The following is a 14,529-nucleotide window of genomic DNA, read 5'->3' on the forward strand; positions in this document are numbered from 1 at the left end:
GGATTGCTTGCCAGTTGATTAATCAATTTTCAGCTGATAAACTGAATAACAACTATTGGAGCATGGTTTGCCATCTTGGTTGCATGGGCAAGTGATCGCGACCCCCTCCTTCGCTTGTTTAATTAGAATTGGACACTTAGTAATTTCCCATTCATTTTGGTCAATTCTTGGAAATCCTATCTCGTCCGAACCCAGAATCCTAGTTCCCCCATCGGTAATCAGTTTCAGTCCCCATTTCGGGTTCTTGCTGTCTAATACCACTGTAAAATATTTCTCGGATTTCATCTTTCCGATACAGAAATCCCCAGCAATGGCCTTGATAGCGAAGCCCTGCAAATAGGATTCAGAATAGACCACCTTTCCAGAGTCGTCTTTAATTACCAAACCTGAATTACCAAACTCAAAGGAATGATCCGAAAGTTTAAAGCATGAAGTAGGGTCAAATTGTTCCATGTGATGTTTTTTAAGGGTTGAGCCTCAAATCTGCATGGTTAACACGTGGTACACAATTCGACTTTATTGAATTATTTTAGCATTTTAAGCCCTGAGATAAATTCAACCTGATGTGGTAGAAAGTAGGCACAAACAATGAGTTATGCGAACTTCATATTCGAGTTAATTAATTCCTTGTCAAAGAGTGAAGCGGCACGAGTAATAAGTCACTTGAGCAGCCTCGGAACACAGCACTCTAAACTCCAAACATTATTATTCAAAGACTCTCGATCCGCTCGAACCGTTGATTCTGAAATCATCCGAAATCGAATTTCCTCTGAAGAATTAAGAACCTACTTTTCTTACCACAAAGGAGGGTTACAGGAACATGTTCTGAACGTCCTATTGGAACTTGATGCGGATGACCATGTGGTTTATCGCAATCATATTATGGATGCTCTTAGCAAAGCCACAGTTTTATATAACAAAGGTTTTGAAGAAAATGCGGTAAAAGCAATTGACAAGTTACTGACGAAGGTTGATCCACAGTTTAACGCTGATTTGCGATTGCTAGTACTAAACGAACAATACCGATTGCTAAAGAGAATTCCGCTTTTAAAGCGTCCAGCTCTATTGGAAGCGGTTGGTGGACATAGAAAGGCTGTGATTCATATTCTTACAAACGAAGCAGAATACGATGAACTAAGTGAGAAAATTCATTTTTTGTACTTATCTGCAAGGCAATCTAGTGCGAGTGAATGTACCGATCAGCTATCGCTTCTATTCCAAAACCCATTGCTAAAAAGTGAAACCAGTGCCCTTTCATTTAAAGCAAGGTTGAATTTTTATATGTGCCATGTTTTCAAGCACAGCCTACTAGGAGAAGCCACAAAGCAAGTTGCTATCCAGAACCAAATTGTTTCATTATGGAAACAATACCCCGACTTTAGAAAAAGAAGACCTTTTCTGTATCAGTACTCCTTGGTGAATCTTCTTAACGGCTACTGCAAAGCCGGAAACGACCAGAAATTTGATGTCGTATATAAAGAAGCAATGTCCATAAAAATACTCAATAAGAAAGAGAACGCGGCTGGATATATTGCCCTGATCAGTTGTAAGCTATACTTCCTGCTTAATATAGCAAGTACTGATAAGGTTATCGCATTTGCCAAACGAATTGGAGCGGAATTGCCAACCAAAGCCAAATATGCCATACCCGGAACCATCATTAACCTACAGTATAACCTTGCCAGTGTCCTGTTCATTTCTGGAGAGTTTGAAGAAAGTGAGCGGGCGTTAAGGATAATTACAGATACCAAAACTGAGCTGCGGTTCGATATTCAAGGCACAGCACGAATCTTACTTAAACTGTCTTGTTTTGGCCGCAAGGACAGTGAATATATCCATAGCCTTAACATGGCTTGCCGTAGGTTTTTTCGAAGCCATAAAATGGTTGACAAAATGCAAGGAATCACATTCCGATTGGTTGACAAGCTACTTAATCAACCAGAGTCAGAGCACCTGTCAACTCTTCAGTTTGAACTTGAAAATCTTAAGGAATTACAAAATAATATTCCGACACATCTGGGTATCGAAGAGGTCATCATGTGGGTCGAATCAAACTTTCAGGGCGTACCGATTAGAAAAATTTGGGAATCCAAACGAACGGTCAAGGCGGACTGACCTTCTTCAAAGGATTATGGCTCAGGGCACAATTAGCTCAAAATCAGCCGGAAATTAGAATTAGTGTTTAAGTGGATTTAGGTGACTTTCATGCGCCCTAAGAACCGCGTATGAACACCAATAATCACAATGGATTAGAAGAAAAGGGAACGAACTTCCGCTATCGGCTTTCCGTATTGATAATACTGGTTGCAACTCTTGGAATTGGGTCAGTAGCCTATCTGGCCATGTGTTGTGGTTCGGATTTAAGCGGAGATACTGTATTCACAGCAGTGATTGGGCTTGCAGGAACATGGGTGGGTACTATACTGGCCTTTTACTTCTCTAAAGACAATTTTGAGGCAGCAGAAAAAAGCACTCGGGCGATGGTGGATAAGTTCCGAACATCCACTCAAAAACTGGCATCAACACTTGCGAGCAGTGTGATGCTTAAAATTTCACAAGCGGCAGTTCTAGTGTTGAAAGACGAAGATCAATCGATCATCCTATTAACCAACATTCTTGAAAAAATGGGCGACCATTATCGATTGCCAGTGCTGGACACAAGTGGAAGGTTGCTATACATAATCCATCGCAGTATGATAGATCGTTTTTTGGCTCAGTCATTCCTTACTCAGAACAACGACAATCAGCCATATACTCTCAACACTTTGCTGTCTGATAGAACTGCTGGGGATGCTATTAGCAAAGGAATCGTTACTGTAAAACCCACAGACACACTTCATTTGGCCAAACTGAAAATGGAGCTTAAACGAGAAGATGGGGTTATGTGCTCGGATATTTTCGTAACGGACGATGGCACCAGAAACGGCAAAGTTCTGGGGTGGATAACCAATAATGACCTGAACAAGCATTCTCATGTCGAGGGTTAGGAGGCTTGGTATTTCAAAGGTTCTTTCTTTAACAAAAGAGGCTCTGACTTGGTTTGTATTGATACTTGCACCAATAGGACTTGTGGTTGGAATGGTCGCTTTGAGCGAAAGAGACACTCTTTCCAAAAAATATCAAAAAGCTCTTCAAGACGCATTTGAACCTCAATACTCGGAGGTGTATCGACACTTAACTCAAATTAACTTTAACAACAGCAATCTGATTTGGAATCAGGACTCAACAAAGTTGTTGGTTGCTACATGGACACGTTTCCCTCAGAGCTTCACCGGGAGTAATAACGATTCTCTGCTAACTAATTGGGGAGATACATGGGTGACTGTAGTTCCGGAACTCTATAATTTCTGCAACAAGCTGAACAGCAAAACGGATGACGAGCTGACTCTCCGTCTGGAACAATTACATGGACTTCCCTCTCATAAATGGAGAAATCCTGATGGCACCGAAATAAACCCATTGACCCATGTAGTTGAAATGTGGGTAAGGCCAAAAGACCTTTTTAGACCATGTGTTGACTCAGAGATTAACGATTCTGAATGCCGTATTGAAATGAATGATAGTCTTATCAGTGCCGACCACCTTAAATGGTTGACAAACCGCAATCGGTCGAGTTTCAATCAGACCGGAATGAAATCAAAAGACTTCTTATCTAAAATCAATGGCTATCCGTTCACCAGATTGGGTTACACATATGATTGGGGAAATCGAGACACTGAAATCGGGTTAAGCGAATTTGTAATTGACTCGGGGGCTGTGGTCAGTGTGCTTTCTGTTCAGGGCATAAGAGAATATTGCAGATGAATTCAAATCAACTAACCGTATAACAAATTAATTATGAAAAGAGAAGAGCGTAAGCAACTCAGACAAGAAAGAAGACAGCGAATTAAAGACCGTAGGGAGGCGCGAAGAAATGAACGAAGAATAAGAAAAGAGCTTCAAAGAGGTAAATGGAATGAGGCTAAAGCAAAAATTGCCGCGTTACCAGATATAGAAGAACTCGAACAGACAGTCTATGAAGAACGATTTGGTGAAGTGTGGCCAGCTGTAAAAGCCGTGCTAGAATTTGGTATTAGCTTAAGAGTAACCGGAGCAAAGTTCGACCAAACCCTTACCTCAATTATCGAATTGGGTGATGAAATGGCCGAGGGAGACGAGATTACGGATGAAAAATCCAAAGAACTTATTGAGAAACTTCAACAGATATGGGGGTGGATGCAGACGATTCTTACTGTCGTTAAAATCTTCACTGGAGATGAGGCCGATAAGGTCATTGATAAGATCATTGAGATCGGTGATTGGATCTTGGACGAGGATGACAAACAGTAGCTGTAGACTTCGCATGGGAGCGTAGGAATTCGCCTAATAACAGTTTGAATAAAAAATAAGAATAATGAATATCGAAAAATTCGTTGAGCGTAGACTGAAGGCCAATGTGCTCAGGTTCAGTAACGAAATGTACAGACCAGGAATCGTTATCGATGATGACGATAATGACCGGATGATTGGTCACATAGCGGACGTATTAGGCGGTAATCCAGACATGGGTAATTGGGCTATCCGAAGCCACTCAGCCAACATACTCGTTGCGACAAAAATTTCGGGTACCAGAAAGGGAGACTTAGCTGTTCAATTTCTTCAGCTTTTCGGAGTGAATATCGCAGGAAACTTTGAACATGAAATCACATTTCATTTAGAAAAAGTAACCTCCAAGGACCTGCAGGAAAAAGATCTCACAATTGAAATTATGTTAGACGCATTACGAGAAAAAGACATCAATAAATGGCGCTCAATAAAGCGAGATTTTGTTGTTACGGAGACGTATTACGCGGAGGAGTTTAGCGTGAAATTTCACAGAAAAGGGGACGCCAGTGCGGAGGTAAAAGTTAAAGCCGAAGTGGATGTTGAGGCTTCAGCGAAAGTAGAGTGGGAAACAGAAGGAACTATTAGAGTCACCAACAACGGCAATGTTCCTTTCGCTGTACGTGGGTTTGTCGTTAAAAAACCTTTAAATGACCAGTAATCATGTGTAACGATAAGCAGACAGGAATATGCATTGAAACCATCAATCGAAGCTTACACGATGGAACCATGTGGGCTGCAATAGCGGGAACACTGGTGGTGATGTTTATGGATTTGGCAAATCCATTTGCTGGATCTGTTTGTAGGCAGTATGCCTATAGGCTGTTTGAAAACCTCGAACTGATTCACATGTCTGGATTTTTAAAGATTGCCACGTTTGCTGTTTTCATTTCTTTTATTGGAGCTATTACCAGTTGGGTAGAGAGTCCAAGAACCCGATCTGATGCATTTGCGCGCGGAATGTCGGTAATGGCCTTGATGTCATTAGGACCAAAGGACAGCATAGACCAGCAGCTAACAGAAGCCACCTCCTCTTTCAAGCATGAAATTCTACAATCTTATAATCAACAGCCACGCTATAGTTCGGTGTTCTCAGCTGGGCTGATTTTTCCTGGCGTACCTATTGAATCGTCCGTTAAATCCAAACTGTCGAAACCACAAGAAACCAAGTTCAGACCCAACGCAAGTATTGAACAGAACAATTGGATTTCCGAATCAAAGCCTTCATACAGTCTTTTTTCCCTTTTCACAAATGAAATAGAAATACACAAAGTGGGCTATTCATTCAACAAGGGAGATTCCATAGAGGTAATCCGAGGAACAGAATTTGAAACGCCTTTAAGAAAATACAGGTACGTTCAAGTTAGATACCTATCTAAGGATGGAGAGGTCATGTCAGGGTGGATTTATGCAGGCAGAGGTTCATGGCAGAACATCAAATTTCACAGCGAATAGATGGCTATTCTGCTAATCATAACGGATAAACTATGAAATATTCAATCAAATTCATTCAATCGGAGCTGACAAAACAAGGCTATAATCCAGGTGGAATAGATGGTGTTTTAGGCCGCAACACACTCGGAGCGCTAGAAAGGATTCCAAGTTTAGCAAAGGAATGGTCGACAGAGCGAAAACTGGTAGGATTCATTCAGCTCACTGCGCAAAAGGAAAACATTGAAGTTGGCAAGATCGATGGACTTTGGGGGCCTCAGACAAGTTATGCCTATGATTGTCTGTTAGAGTTACGAAAACATGGTGCAGTGCCCGTCTTTCGCAGGCCATGTGACGAGGTAGACGTCAACCCGAACGATTGGCCATCAGAGAAACCGCAACAGAATATCATTGATTTCTACGGTGAGGTCGGTAAAAACCAGACATCTGTTGAAGTAGCCTACCCACACATCTTGGATTGGGACAGAGACGTATCCACTACAAAGATTACCTGCCACCAAAAAGTCGGTGATAGTTTGGTTAGAGTACTATCAAAGGTCAAAGACCATTATGGAATGGATGGAATCCATCGATTAAAACTTGACATCTGGGGAGGCGGTTTCAATGTCCGTAAGAAGCGTGGTGGTTCCGAGTACTCCATGCATAGTTGGGGTATTGCAATGGACTACGATCCTAGCAACAACAAACTCAATTGGGGAAGCGACCGCGCATCCTTTGCCCAACCAGATTATAATAAGTGGTGGGAGTTGTGGGAAGAAGAAGGTTGGCTTAGCTTGGGAAGAGCTCGGAACTTTGATTGGATGCATGTTCAGGCTGCGAAACTTTGATATTATAGGACAGGCACAATATTTAACCCACCACCTATTCCCTATCTTCACTCAAAATCTTGATTGATGAATGTAATTTGTCTTCATGATGTGGCTTTCTTCTCGCTAGTAGAAGAGGTTGTGGACCGCATCAAAGAAAAGCGGAGCATCGAGCACAACCGTTGGATTCTTCCCAATGAAGCCATGTCGGTGCTCGGAATCAAAAGTAAGACCACCCTCCAGAAGCTTCGGGACGAGGGAAAAATCCGATTCTCCCAACCTCAGAAGAAGGTAATCCTCTATGATCGAGAATCCCTCCTAAAGTATTTAGACACCCATTCAAAAGACGTGTTCTAATGGATGACTACGAAGAAGCTGACTCGACCGCGGAGTACGAAAACGAATTGGATGAGGTTGAGTATGCCAAAGGATTCAATTGGGGTTATGTGATTGGAGAGCATAACCCAACGCTTGCTCAAGAACTCATGAGGGACTTGGAGCATGATGGCGGACGTGGGAGTGGGTTGATAGCGGGATTCCGAGAGTTATTTCGTGAGAAAGAGCAGGATAGGATGACTGATCTGGATAGTTTGAGGAGTAGAGATCAGCAGAAGCGCGACTTAGAACGATGATGTGATAGCCTAAATTCCCTATCCTATACTTAATACCATCAAATCATGCCGTACTGTCTCTATTGTGGTAAGACAAAGGAGAGCTCCGCATTTACAAGCAGGGAGCATGTGATTCCGAAAACCTTGGACGGCAATTTTAATGGAAGAAACCCATTCATTATCTCCACCGTATGTAACACCTGTAATCACACTGCGGGCGAGTATGTCGATTTACCATTCGCGAAATCATGGTATCTCAGTAATGACAAGGCGGACAGCTACACGCAATATTATCCTATCACAGCAACTACGAAGATTCCCCTGCGATATATGGGTGAACTTTCGAATATTGAGTTTCAGGGATATGTATGTGAATTTTGGTTCGGACCTGCAGGTGATACAATTTACCATTTTCACAAACCGCACCCCAAGCCAATAGCTAAGCTTGGGGTGAGTAGGATGAAAATCCATCAGAAGAAAATTGATCCCGGTTTCGTTTTTCTCTTCTTTTCTTCTGATAACCCAGAATGGCAGCGGGTTACATTCAATTCGACTCGATCTCATTTTAGGGACATTGATATTCACGCTCCTCAGGTTCAGAACGAGCGTGACATGATGCTCTTTAGACAAATTCCCCGAGAACGACTCTTGCTTTCGGAGAAATTATGGGCAATGATTGGTCAACAGCATAGCATAGACACTATAATTGACCTTGTGGCAGAGCAACGATTTATGTGCAAGTTAGCATTGGGCTTAGGTGACCTATTCCTTAAGCCAAGCTTTGCTCAGAGTGAACAGGCTGCTTTATTGCGATGTGGAATGTGGGAGAGGAACCTTCAAAAGGCCGAATCCTTGGATATTCGAGGAATTGGATTTTTCGATACTAGAAACGCAGACAATCAACTTCATAACATGTTGTCATGGCCCTATGGTCATGTCATCGGTCTTGTAGCTATACCCAACGCAGGAGTGATGCTATATTCTACATTTTACGGAGTGCACAATTCAACCACATGGCTTTCCTTAGACCAAGAGCATTGGAAGCCTGAACTTGGGCATGGCATCTTTTATCTTATGGTGCCTTACCAGAAAACTTGCATAGGGCCCTTCCGATATGAAGATTACCTGTTTCACAACACCGGAGTGAGAAGGATTCCTGAAATTGAAAAATTAGAAGAGAAATTGGAAGCAGTTGTACAACCTCCAAAGCGAATCGCCATTCGTTAAGCACACTAAACACGATGGATGTACTACTTCCTACCATGTCCTTTTATCTTGATACATCTGCCTTCAACTGTTTGGTTGATAAATTCTCAGGTGCAAAAGAAGCATTTGCAACTAGAGAGCACCTGCGAAAATCCAACAAGATTTGGATAGTATCACCATTGAACTTCTATGAGATTTTTTCCAATAGCGACCCTCATCGAAGAGAGATTCTCATTGCTCGACTATCACAACTTCTGCCCAGCCCGGGAATGATTTACAGTTCCCCGACCAGAATACTGCTAGGTCAGGTTCTGAATTTCCATCACCCTTTAACTGAATATGAAGACAACATCAATCAGGCATGGTTCTCCATTGTGAAAGATGACCGGAAGACCTTCATTTACGACTTTGATGTATGGCTTGAAAGGACTCGATACCAGAACTCTTTGCATAAAGTGATTAAATGGATTGGGTGCAACTACGAGCTAACCTCAACAGACGGGACTACAGAGGATATTGCCCTTTCAATTTATGCCGCTATCAAGACCGTAAATCCATCAGATTTTTTCCTTCAACAGAAACATGGTGAGAAGTTGTTTTATTTGAAGGTACTCGTAATTTTCTGTGTTTTCTGTTTGGGTGTTGAACCTGAGAATAAACTACTGGAAACCTTTTGGAACAGGCATGCCCCAAGTTTGAACACCTTTGAACGACTTCACCATGTTTTTGAGAAGTACCCTGATGAACTGTTCACGTCTGACGAGATTGACTTGATGGCTCATTTTCTCCTATACCATCAGGTTGAACATGTAAAAAAGGTTGATCGGGGAACTTTCCGAGATGCCCTTCATTTGCTCTATTCACAACATGCGTACAACTTCGTGACCTCTGATGGTGCGCTTTATGATTTTGTCAGAACTAATCGACATTCGGCATTGGTGGGGGTAACAGCATTTCATGGGCGGGACTTTTATTTTGTGAATTGATATCGGATGTTGAAAGAAAAAGGCCCTCATAATTGAGGACCTTGGTGTTTTGATGCTTTTCCTACGACCTGCCGAGATGAACAAAAATCGTCAGGGTGAACAAAAGTGCTGCACCATAGCATATAGGGACGAACCTTAATTTAAGCAAAGTATCGTTTTTGCTTCTGTCAATAATTAAACCTACAGTAAAGAAAAGAGCGGCCATAAATTCAGGACTAGAGAAGTTTCCTACCATGATGTGTGTTATTTAGTTTATTGCTATTATATCCCAGTCCTGAAAATCTGTCAAGCCATTCTAAGTTGGTCATTCTGCACGTAGCTTTGTTCCATGCGAAACTTTCTCCCCACTAAGAGACAATGGGAAAAATGGACCCTTCCTACTAAGTATAGCTTGATACTCGAAGCCCTTGCCGTAGGCATTGCATTTTACACAGTTCTTAGGCTTGACAAGCCCCATGATGATGGAAAGAGTGGTGAGGAGATTGTCACTCACGAATTAATCGAAATCGCAAGCCCTAAGGGTAATGCATCTCTTATCAACGGAGACTCAACAAAAGGAGACCCCGTAGTTTTTCAGTCCGATGCAAGTGGTCGCGATGAAAAAAAGCAACCCATTAAAAAGCCCGAAGGATTACTTACCATCCGTGCCCCCATCTCTTACAACAAGGGATTTCCTGTAGAAACCTTCACTGTTACAAACTATTTTGATTTCCCAATAGTATTCGCATCCGTGATGATTGATATAGTACGCTTTGACCCGTTATTGAAAAGCGGGAAAACAGGAGAAGTTATGCCTACGGTTGAATACAAAGTTGAATTGAAACCATCAAAAGGAAAGTATGAGTTACCTCTCCCAGCACCTGTTCATATAATGCCCAATGAGTCTTGGAGTTCCAAGATGTTGCTTTACACCTTATTCGCTCCATTGGACAGTTTGAAATTGCGACCTCAGGATTTTGGCACTTACGGATTTACCGTAACATTTAAGAGCAGTATTGAAGGGATAACTACCGAGTCCGTTATGATTGACTATTAGGTCAGTCTCCGACTAAAATATAACCTCCCCAATATCTTACGTGCTGTCCTTTAAAATTATCTTGAGTGCGTTGCAGTGCGGTTTCAGCGGTCTCATCTGACAAATAGCAGAAGAATTCAGACATGAAATTGGCCGAAATATCCGAGTCTGGAATATCCCATTGAGTGACGAGCATTTTTCTGCTGCCTGCTGCAAAGAATGCTCCTGTCAGGTTGGAGAAAGTTTCTCCCAAATTGCAGACACACCCCTCCCTTAGATGTAATTGCTCTCCTTCTTGGTATATATCGATGAAAAGATGGTCGTCTCCATTTGGTGAAGTACTACATGAAGTCAACGCGGTTAAGTCCGCATCGTTTTTCACATATTTGAGTACGTCATCGGCTGTGATTCTACCGTCATGCCCATTCTCTGAATCAAGCATTAGGCATATTCCAGAATCAGTTGCTTTGCTGTGACATGCGAAATGAATATACTTTGAATCCTTGATCACCGAATCCAACTCATACACTTTTGATTCAGAGGTCTGAAAATTCGTATGCGAAGCCACGTTAAAACATTGTGATGATTTCTGAATGATGGTATCAACATAACTGTTTCGGTCATTGTAGCTGAATCCAATATACTCAGAGGCATGTTCTCGTTCTAAGCTGTCATTCCTTAACAGATAGAAAAGACTTGCACAAGGAGTGTACACAATAGGATGATCCTCAAGGAAGAGCCGTTGCGTTTTTGGGTTCTTAAGGAGACCTATTGGTAAAGCACCGAGATTCTGATCAACCTCAAGGATAACCCTCCTTTTCGGTGTGATTGCAAGGGGACGTATAAGCTTATCATATAGTATTCCAGCATTTGAAACGGGTTCCATTTTTAGGGCATACATGAACGACATATACTCTTCAAGACCATACTCAGATACTGTATCATTGAGCAGCACCTTGATACTACCTTCATCTGTCACCAATCTGCTTCTGAAGTATTCGATTCTGGCGAACATTTCTAATGAATTGATGTCCAGTTTGATGACTACAGGCGTCATACCCTTCTCGATTTTCCAAGCATAAACGTTTCGCTTATTGTCAGTATACATAACGGATATGTATGTCTCATTTTTCGTGAGAACCCGTTCAATTTCATCTATCCTTACTGCGTTTAAGTTTAGTGTAGTGAATTCAGGAATATATGAACTGATTTGTCCATTCACGGAATCAACTGTTTGATTTAATGTGGCATTTTCTTTTGAACCGACCTCAACAGACGTGCCATAGTAGCTCTCACTCCCGTACACGGAATCTAAGAACGTGTAGCATTTCGAGACTGACTGACGATCTTGCTCATTCAGCTGTACCCACATTCTGTGAAGGAGTTGCTCTTTGAGTATTCTTGATTTTAATGACTGCATTACACCCCATGCTTTGTCCACGCAGTCTATGGATTCACATTGATCACGATACGTTTGGGTACTTGATAGCCTTTGGCCGTTCATGAACCGAACATATCTTCTTAATCCGTTTTTGAGCATGTCAAATAAAAATGGGTCTATTGATTCATGTCTTCCTAATCGAAGAATAGATTCAGAAAACAGTCGGAGTTTTTCAAAGTAATTAGTGGCTTGGGCATGGTCATATTTCCATGTTGTGACAGCATTACTGATTAATAGATAAATTAACTTCTCATCAACTTCTCGCGCTATTCTTGAATGCTTAACCAATAAATTGATGGCAAAATCATTGAGCTTCACATACGTATCCATTCTTTTCTTGTCCGGAATGAATTTATACATTGAAGATGCCATTTGTCCCATTTCCAAAACGCATAATATGGCCGATTCCGAAGGCAAGTCAGAGAGTTCAGAGATTGCTTTATGAAAATACTCCTCAGCTCTAATGGGATTATTCATCAATAGATACATTTCGGATAAGGTGCAGAGAAGCCACGCTTCCTTGTAGGTGTCGGTATCATTAACCATAACCTGCTTCTTGAGTGAATCTATGGTTAGATTGGAAACTACAACTGTGGATGTATTGCCTCGAAACTGAATCTGCCCACGCTTTTGGCCTATGGCATCGGTTGACCAAAGTGTGCTCAGTATCATTTGAGCTACACACATAACAAGTACATTTTTCATGTGCAGCATCAGAAAGGTTGCTATTCCTGTCGTGGCTTAAATCTAAGAAAACCGCCCATTACGGACGGTTCTTATTTCCTAACAGCTCTCAGCACTTCCACACAGAGTTCATCAGGGATCTTCGACCGCTCATAACTGTTCTTCAATCGCTCTGTCCCTCCTCTCGAACCCCGTGTAGCAGATTCATGGCACTTCGCTTTTGGACGGCACATCGGCCTTGGTCTCCATTCGGGATTGTTCGTCCATATGTCGGTAGGCTTCATTCGGAAGTCACCATATTGGCAGTAGGTGATTGTGTGCCTCAAAGGCAACTTGGACATGAACTTTTGCTTTCGGAGTTTACCACGTGGATTCTCGATGTACCAAACAAGGTTCGGGTTGAGTTTTTGGTAATGTTTTATGAGTCGGAGGGTCTTCTTGACCATCTGAATACCAAGCCTCGCTGTTTCTGTGACAGGCACCGATTTTCCATTGACCCATCTCCAATGTTTCCAACACGAGGCGACACTGAACCCTGTGCAGGGTGGTGAGGCCCAAATGATGTCCGGTATAAATGGGATGTCATCCGATTTGAGGTTAAGGATATCTTTGGCAAGATGGATGTTCTCAAAGGGTTCGATGTCTGTGGAAAAGACCTCCAAATTCAGTCGTTCCGCTGCCTTGCCGATGCTTCGGCTTCCAGCGAACAGTTCCAGGACCTTCACACATTTTCATGGTCTTTTCTGGTAATCTCCGTGTCGGGTTTGCTGTTTTCTTGAATGCTACGGTAGCGGTGATAGAGGGTCATCCAAATGGAATATGGTGTTCGTAGTCCTTTCTGGTTCAGTCCTGGGATGGAATACGCTGACAGGTGTTTCCTGACGTACTTGGTTCCATCCGCATGGATCATGATGTTCATTTCACCTTCCCTGTATCGTACTGCTTCCTTTTCAATGAGTAGTTGTTCAATCGTTCCCGCTTGTTGCAGGTCTTTTCCGAACTGTTCTAAATCATGTTCAGTGAATCGGATTGTTTTTTCCCTCAGATCATCTGAAGTTTTTGTATAGGTTTCTTTTGTTGTACGCATCTGTTGCGCTGGTACATGGGCAAAGTCTGCACCTCTCATTTCGGTATCCCCGCCTTTTCCACAGCGGTATCGGTAGAAGAGGCGCATCTTACCCTTTCTGTCATCTGGTGTTTTCAGTAGCACACCCTTTTCTCCAGTCACCTCGATAAGGCCCGTCCGTGTGAGGTTTGCAACCGCATCGGTGAGAGCTCGTCTAGAACAGCCCGTCCGCTCCCGTATTTGTGAGCCGGCTATCCAATCTCTTTTTTTACGCTGCCCAGTCTTGGGGTCTTTCCAACCCCATGTCTGACGTATGATGAGCAGTAGTAGTTTGAGTTCAACGGGGTTCAGGGATTTCAGGTGCGCATCGAAAAAGATGTTGGGGACGGGTGTCGTCCCACTCAATTCTTCATTTCGCATATATCATCTGCCGATCAGTCTTCGACCTCGATGGCAGGGAGTTCCTTTTCCTCGTCCATGTCAAATACATGGAACTCGGTATCAGGCTGATGGAACATGGTGAGAAAACGTGTTCCCTTGTCGGTGACACGCATCATCCCCACCTTGTACCAGAGTGTTTTTTCCACCCCGTCCACCTTGACCTGTTTTTTGGCACAGACCTGTAAGTACTTCATGACCATTCTTCAGTTTATTCACGGTGAGTAATATTCGACCTACTCTGACTGAAGAACGATGACGCTGATTGAGAGAAAATGCAGGGCAATTGCGAAGCACAAATGGACATTTCGACTTTTAAGATATATTGTGCGACATTCAAATTCCACAAACAATTTGTAGAACACATCAGAACGGGTCAACCTAAATAAGACCTTTTTAATAATGATATGCCTTGCCTTCTCCTATTCCAAACGATACATCGTTTCTTCATCAAAGTACCGT

At 42.4% G+C, this 14,529-nt stretch carries 17 protein-coding genes; 12 read left to right on the forward strand and 5 right to left on the reverse strand.

All coding sequences use genetic code 11. From position 1 onward, the window contains the following. Positions 1-18: 18 nt before the first annotated feature. On the reverse strand, positions 19-453 hold the full coding sequence (locus K9J17_08515; protein ID MCF8276762.1) for a hypothetical protein: 435 nt from the start codon (positions 451-453) through the stop codon (positions 19-21). Between the two features lie 210 nt (positions 454-663). On the opposite strand from K9J17_08515, the gene K9J17_08520 reads away from it, so the two are divergent. The 12 genes from K9J17_08520 (at position 664) to K9J17_08575 (ending at position 10,459) form a co-directional block, all read left to right on the forward strand. Then, positions 664-2,115 carry a hypothetical protein gene (locus K9J17_08520; GenBank protein MCF8276763.1) on the forward strand — a complete coding sequence of 484 codons (1,452 nt, stop codon included), beginning with the start codon at positions 664-666 and terminating at the stop codon, positions 2,113-2,115. 110 nt (positions 2,116-2,225) lie between these two features. After that, a complete protein-coding gene (locus K9J17_08525) occupies positions 2,226-2,987 on the forward strand; it encodes a CBS domain-containing protein (protein MCF8276764.1) in 762 nt (253 codons plus the stop codon). Then, complete coding sequence (locus K9J17_08530; GenBank protein MCF8276765.1) at positions 2,974-3,804, forward strand: hypothetical protein; 831 nt, start codon at positions 2,974-2,976, stop codon at positions 3,802-3,804. Before K9J17_08525 ends, K9J17_08530 begins: the two co-directional genes overlap by 14 nt. Positions 3,805-3,837: 33 nt before the next feature. Further along, entirely contained in the window at positions 3,838-4,329 is a 492-nt protein-coding gene (locus K9J17_08535) for a hypothetical protein (GenBank protein MCF8276766.1), read from the forward strand. Between the two features lie 64 nt (positions 4,330-4,393). Beyond that, the gene (locus K9J17_08540; GenBank protein MCF8276767.1) at positions 4,394-5,023 is read left to right on the forward strand and encodes a hypothetical protein; all 630 of its coding nucleotides are present in this window, start codon (positions 4,394-4,396) and stop codon (positions 5,021-5,023) included. 2 nt (positions 5,024-5,025) lie between these two features. Further along, entirely contained in the window at positions 5,026-5,817 is a 792-nt protein-coding gene (locus tag K9J17_08545) for a hypothetical protein (protein MCF8276768.1), read from the forward strand. Between the two features lie 32 nt (positions 5,818-5,849). Next, entirely contained in the window at positions 5,850-6,641 is a 792-nt protein-coding gene (locus K9J17_08550; GenBank protein MCF8276769.1) for a hypothetical protein, read from the forward strand. 66 nt (positions 6,642-6,707) lie between these two features. Continuing rightward, positions 6,708-6,977, forward strand: coding sequence for a helix-turn-helix domain-containing protein (locus tag K9J17_08555; GenBank protein MCF8276770.1), 270 nt, complete (start codon positions 6,708-6,710; stop codon positions 6,975-6,977). Further along, positions 6,977-7,252: a hypothetical protein gene (locus K9J17_08560; GenBank protein ID MCF8276771.1), complete on the forward strand. Its 276-nt coding sequence runs from the start codon at positions 6,977-6,979 to the stop codon at positions 7,250-7,252. Before K9J17_08555 ends, K9J17_08560 begins: the two co-directional genes overlap by 1 nt. A gap of 45 nt (positions 7,253-7,297) precedes the next feature. Continuing rightward, the gene (locus tag K9J17_08565) at positions 7,298-8,458 is read left to right on the forward strand and encodes an HNH endonuclease (protein MCF8276772.1); all 1,161 of its coding nucleotides are present in this window, start codon (positions 7,298-7,300) and stop codon (positions 8,456-8,458) included. A 14-nt stretch (positions 8,459-8,472) separates the two neighbouring features. Further along, positions 8,473-9,423 (forward strand): hypothetical protein, encoded by a 951-nt coding sequence (locus K9J17_08570; protein ID MCF8276773.1) that lies wholly within the window; start codon positions 8,473-8,475, stop codon positions 9,421-9,423. A gap of 391 nt (positions 9,424-9,814) precedes the next feature. Continuing rightward, positions 9,815-10,459, forward strand: a complete 645-nt coding sequence (locus K9J17_08575) for a hypothetical protein (protein ID MCF8276774.1) — start codon at positions 9,815-9,817, stop codon at positions 10,457-10,459. 1 nt (position 10,460) lies between these two features. On the opposite strand, the gene K9J17_08580 is transcribed toward K9J17_08575, so the two are convergent. The 4 genes from K9J17_08580 to K9J17_08595 form a co-directional block, all read right to left on the reverse strand. Beyond that, positions 10,461-12,584, reverse strand: coding sequence for a CHAT domain-containing protein (locus K9J17_08580; GenBank protein MCF8276775.1), 2,124 nt, complete (start codon positions 12,582-12,584; stop codon positions 10,461-10,463). Positions 12,585-12,655: 71 nt separating this feature from the next. Further along, positions 12,656-13,288 carry a hypothetical protein gene (locus K9J17_08585; protein MCF8276776.1) on the reverse strand — a complete coding sequence of 211 codons (633 nt, stop codon included), beginning with the start codon at positions 13,286-13,288 and terminating at the stop codon, positions 12,656-12,658. Further along, complete coding sequence (locus K9J17_08590) at positions 13,285-14,034, reverse strand: replication protein (GenBank protein ID MCF8276777.1); 750 nt, start codon at positions 14,032-14,034, stop codon at positions 13,285-13,287. The genes K9J17_08585 and K9J17_08590 overlap by 4 nt, the downstream gene beginning before the upstream one ends. Before the next feature lie 29 nt (positions 14,035-14,063). Beyond that, positions 14,064-14,264, reverse strand: coding sequence for a hypothetical protein (locus tag K9J17_08595; protein MCF8276778.1), 201 nt, complete (start codon positions 14,262-14,264; stop codon positions 14,064-14,066). Positions 14,265-14,529 lie beyond the last annotated feature (265 nt).

This window comes from Flavobacteriales bacterium (assembly GCA_021739695.1).
Lineage (GTDB): Bacteria > Bacteroidota > Bacteroidia > UBA10329 > UBA10329 > UBA10329.

Bases quoted from the DNA above. Each gene is read 5' to 3' on its own strand.
- K9J17_08515 (MCF8276762.1), bottom strand. From the start codon at position 453: ATGGAACAATTTGACCCTACTTCATGCTTTAAACTTTCGGATCATTCC.
- K9J17_08525 (MCF8276764.1), top strand. From the start codon at position 2,226: ATGAACACCAATAATCACAATGGATTAGAAGAAAAGGGAACGAACTTC.
- K9J17_08530 (MCF8276765.1), top strand. From the start codon at position 2,974: ATGTCGAGGGTTAGGAGGCTTGGTATTTCAAAGGTTCTTTCTTTAACA.
- K9J17_08535 (MCF8276766.1), top strand. From the start codon at position 3,838: ATGAAAAGAGAAGAGCGTAAGCAACTCAGACAAGAAAGAAGACAGCGA.
- K9J17_08540 (MCF8276767.1), top strand. From the start codon at position 4,394: ATGAATATCGAAAAATTCGTTGAGCGTAGACTGAAGGCCAATGTGCTC.
- K9J17_08545 (MCF8276768.1), top strand. From the start codon at position 5,026: ATGTGTAACGATAAGCAGACAGGAATATGCATTGAAACCATCAATCGA.
- K9J17_08550 (MCF8276769.1), top strand. From the start codon at position 5,850: ATGAAATATTCAATCAAATTCATTCAATCGGAGCTGACAAAACAAGGC.
- K9J17_08555 (MCF8276770.1), top strand. From the start codon at position 6,708: ATGAATGTAATTTGTCTTCATGATGTGGCTTTCTTCTCGCTAGTAGAA.
- K9J17_08560 (MCF8276771.1), top strand. From the start codon at position 6,977: ATGGATGACTACGAAGAAGCTGACTCGACCGCGGAGTACGAAAACGAA.
- K9J17_08565 (MCF8276772.1), top strand. From the start codon at position 7,298: ATGCCGTACTGTCTCTATTGTGGTAAGACAAAGGAGAGCTCCGCATTT.
- K9J17_08570 (MCF8276773.1), top strand. From the start codon at position 8,473: ATGGATGTACTACTTCCTACCATGTCCTTTTATCTTGATACATCTGCC.
- K9J17_08580 (MCF8276775.1), bottom strand. From the start codon at position 12,584: ATGAAAAATGTACTTGTTATGTGTGTAGCTCAAATGATACTGAGCACA.
- K9J17_08595 (MCF8276778.1), bottom strand. From the start codon at position 14,264: ATGAAGTACTTACAGGTCTGTGCCAAAAAACAGGTCAAGGTGGACGGG.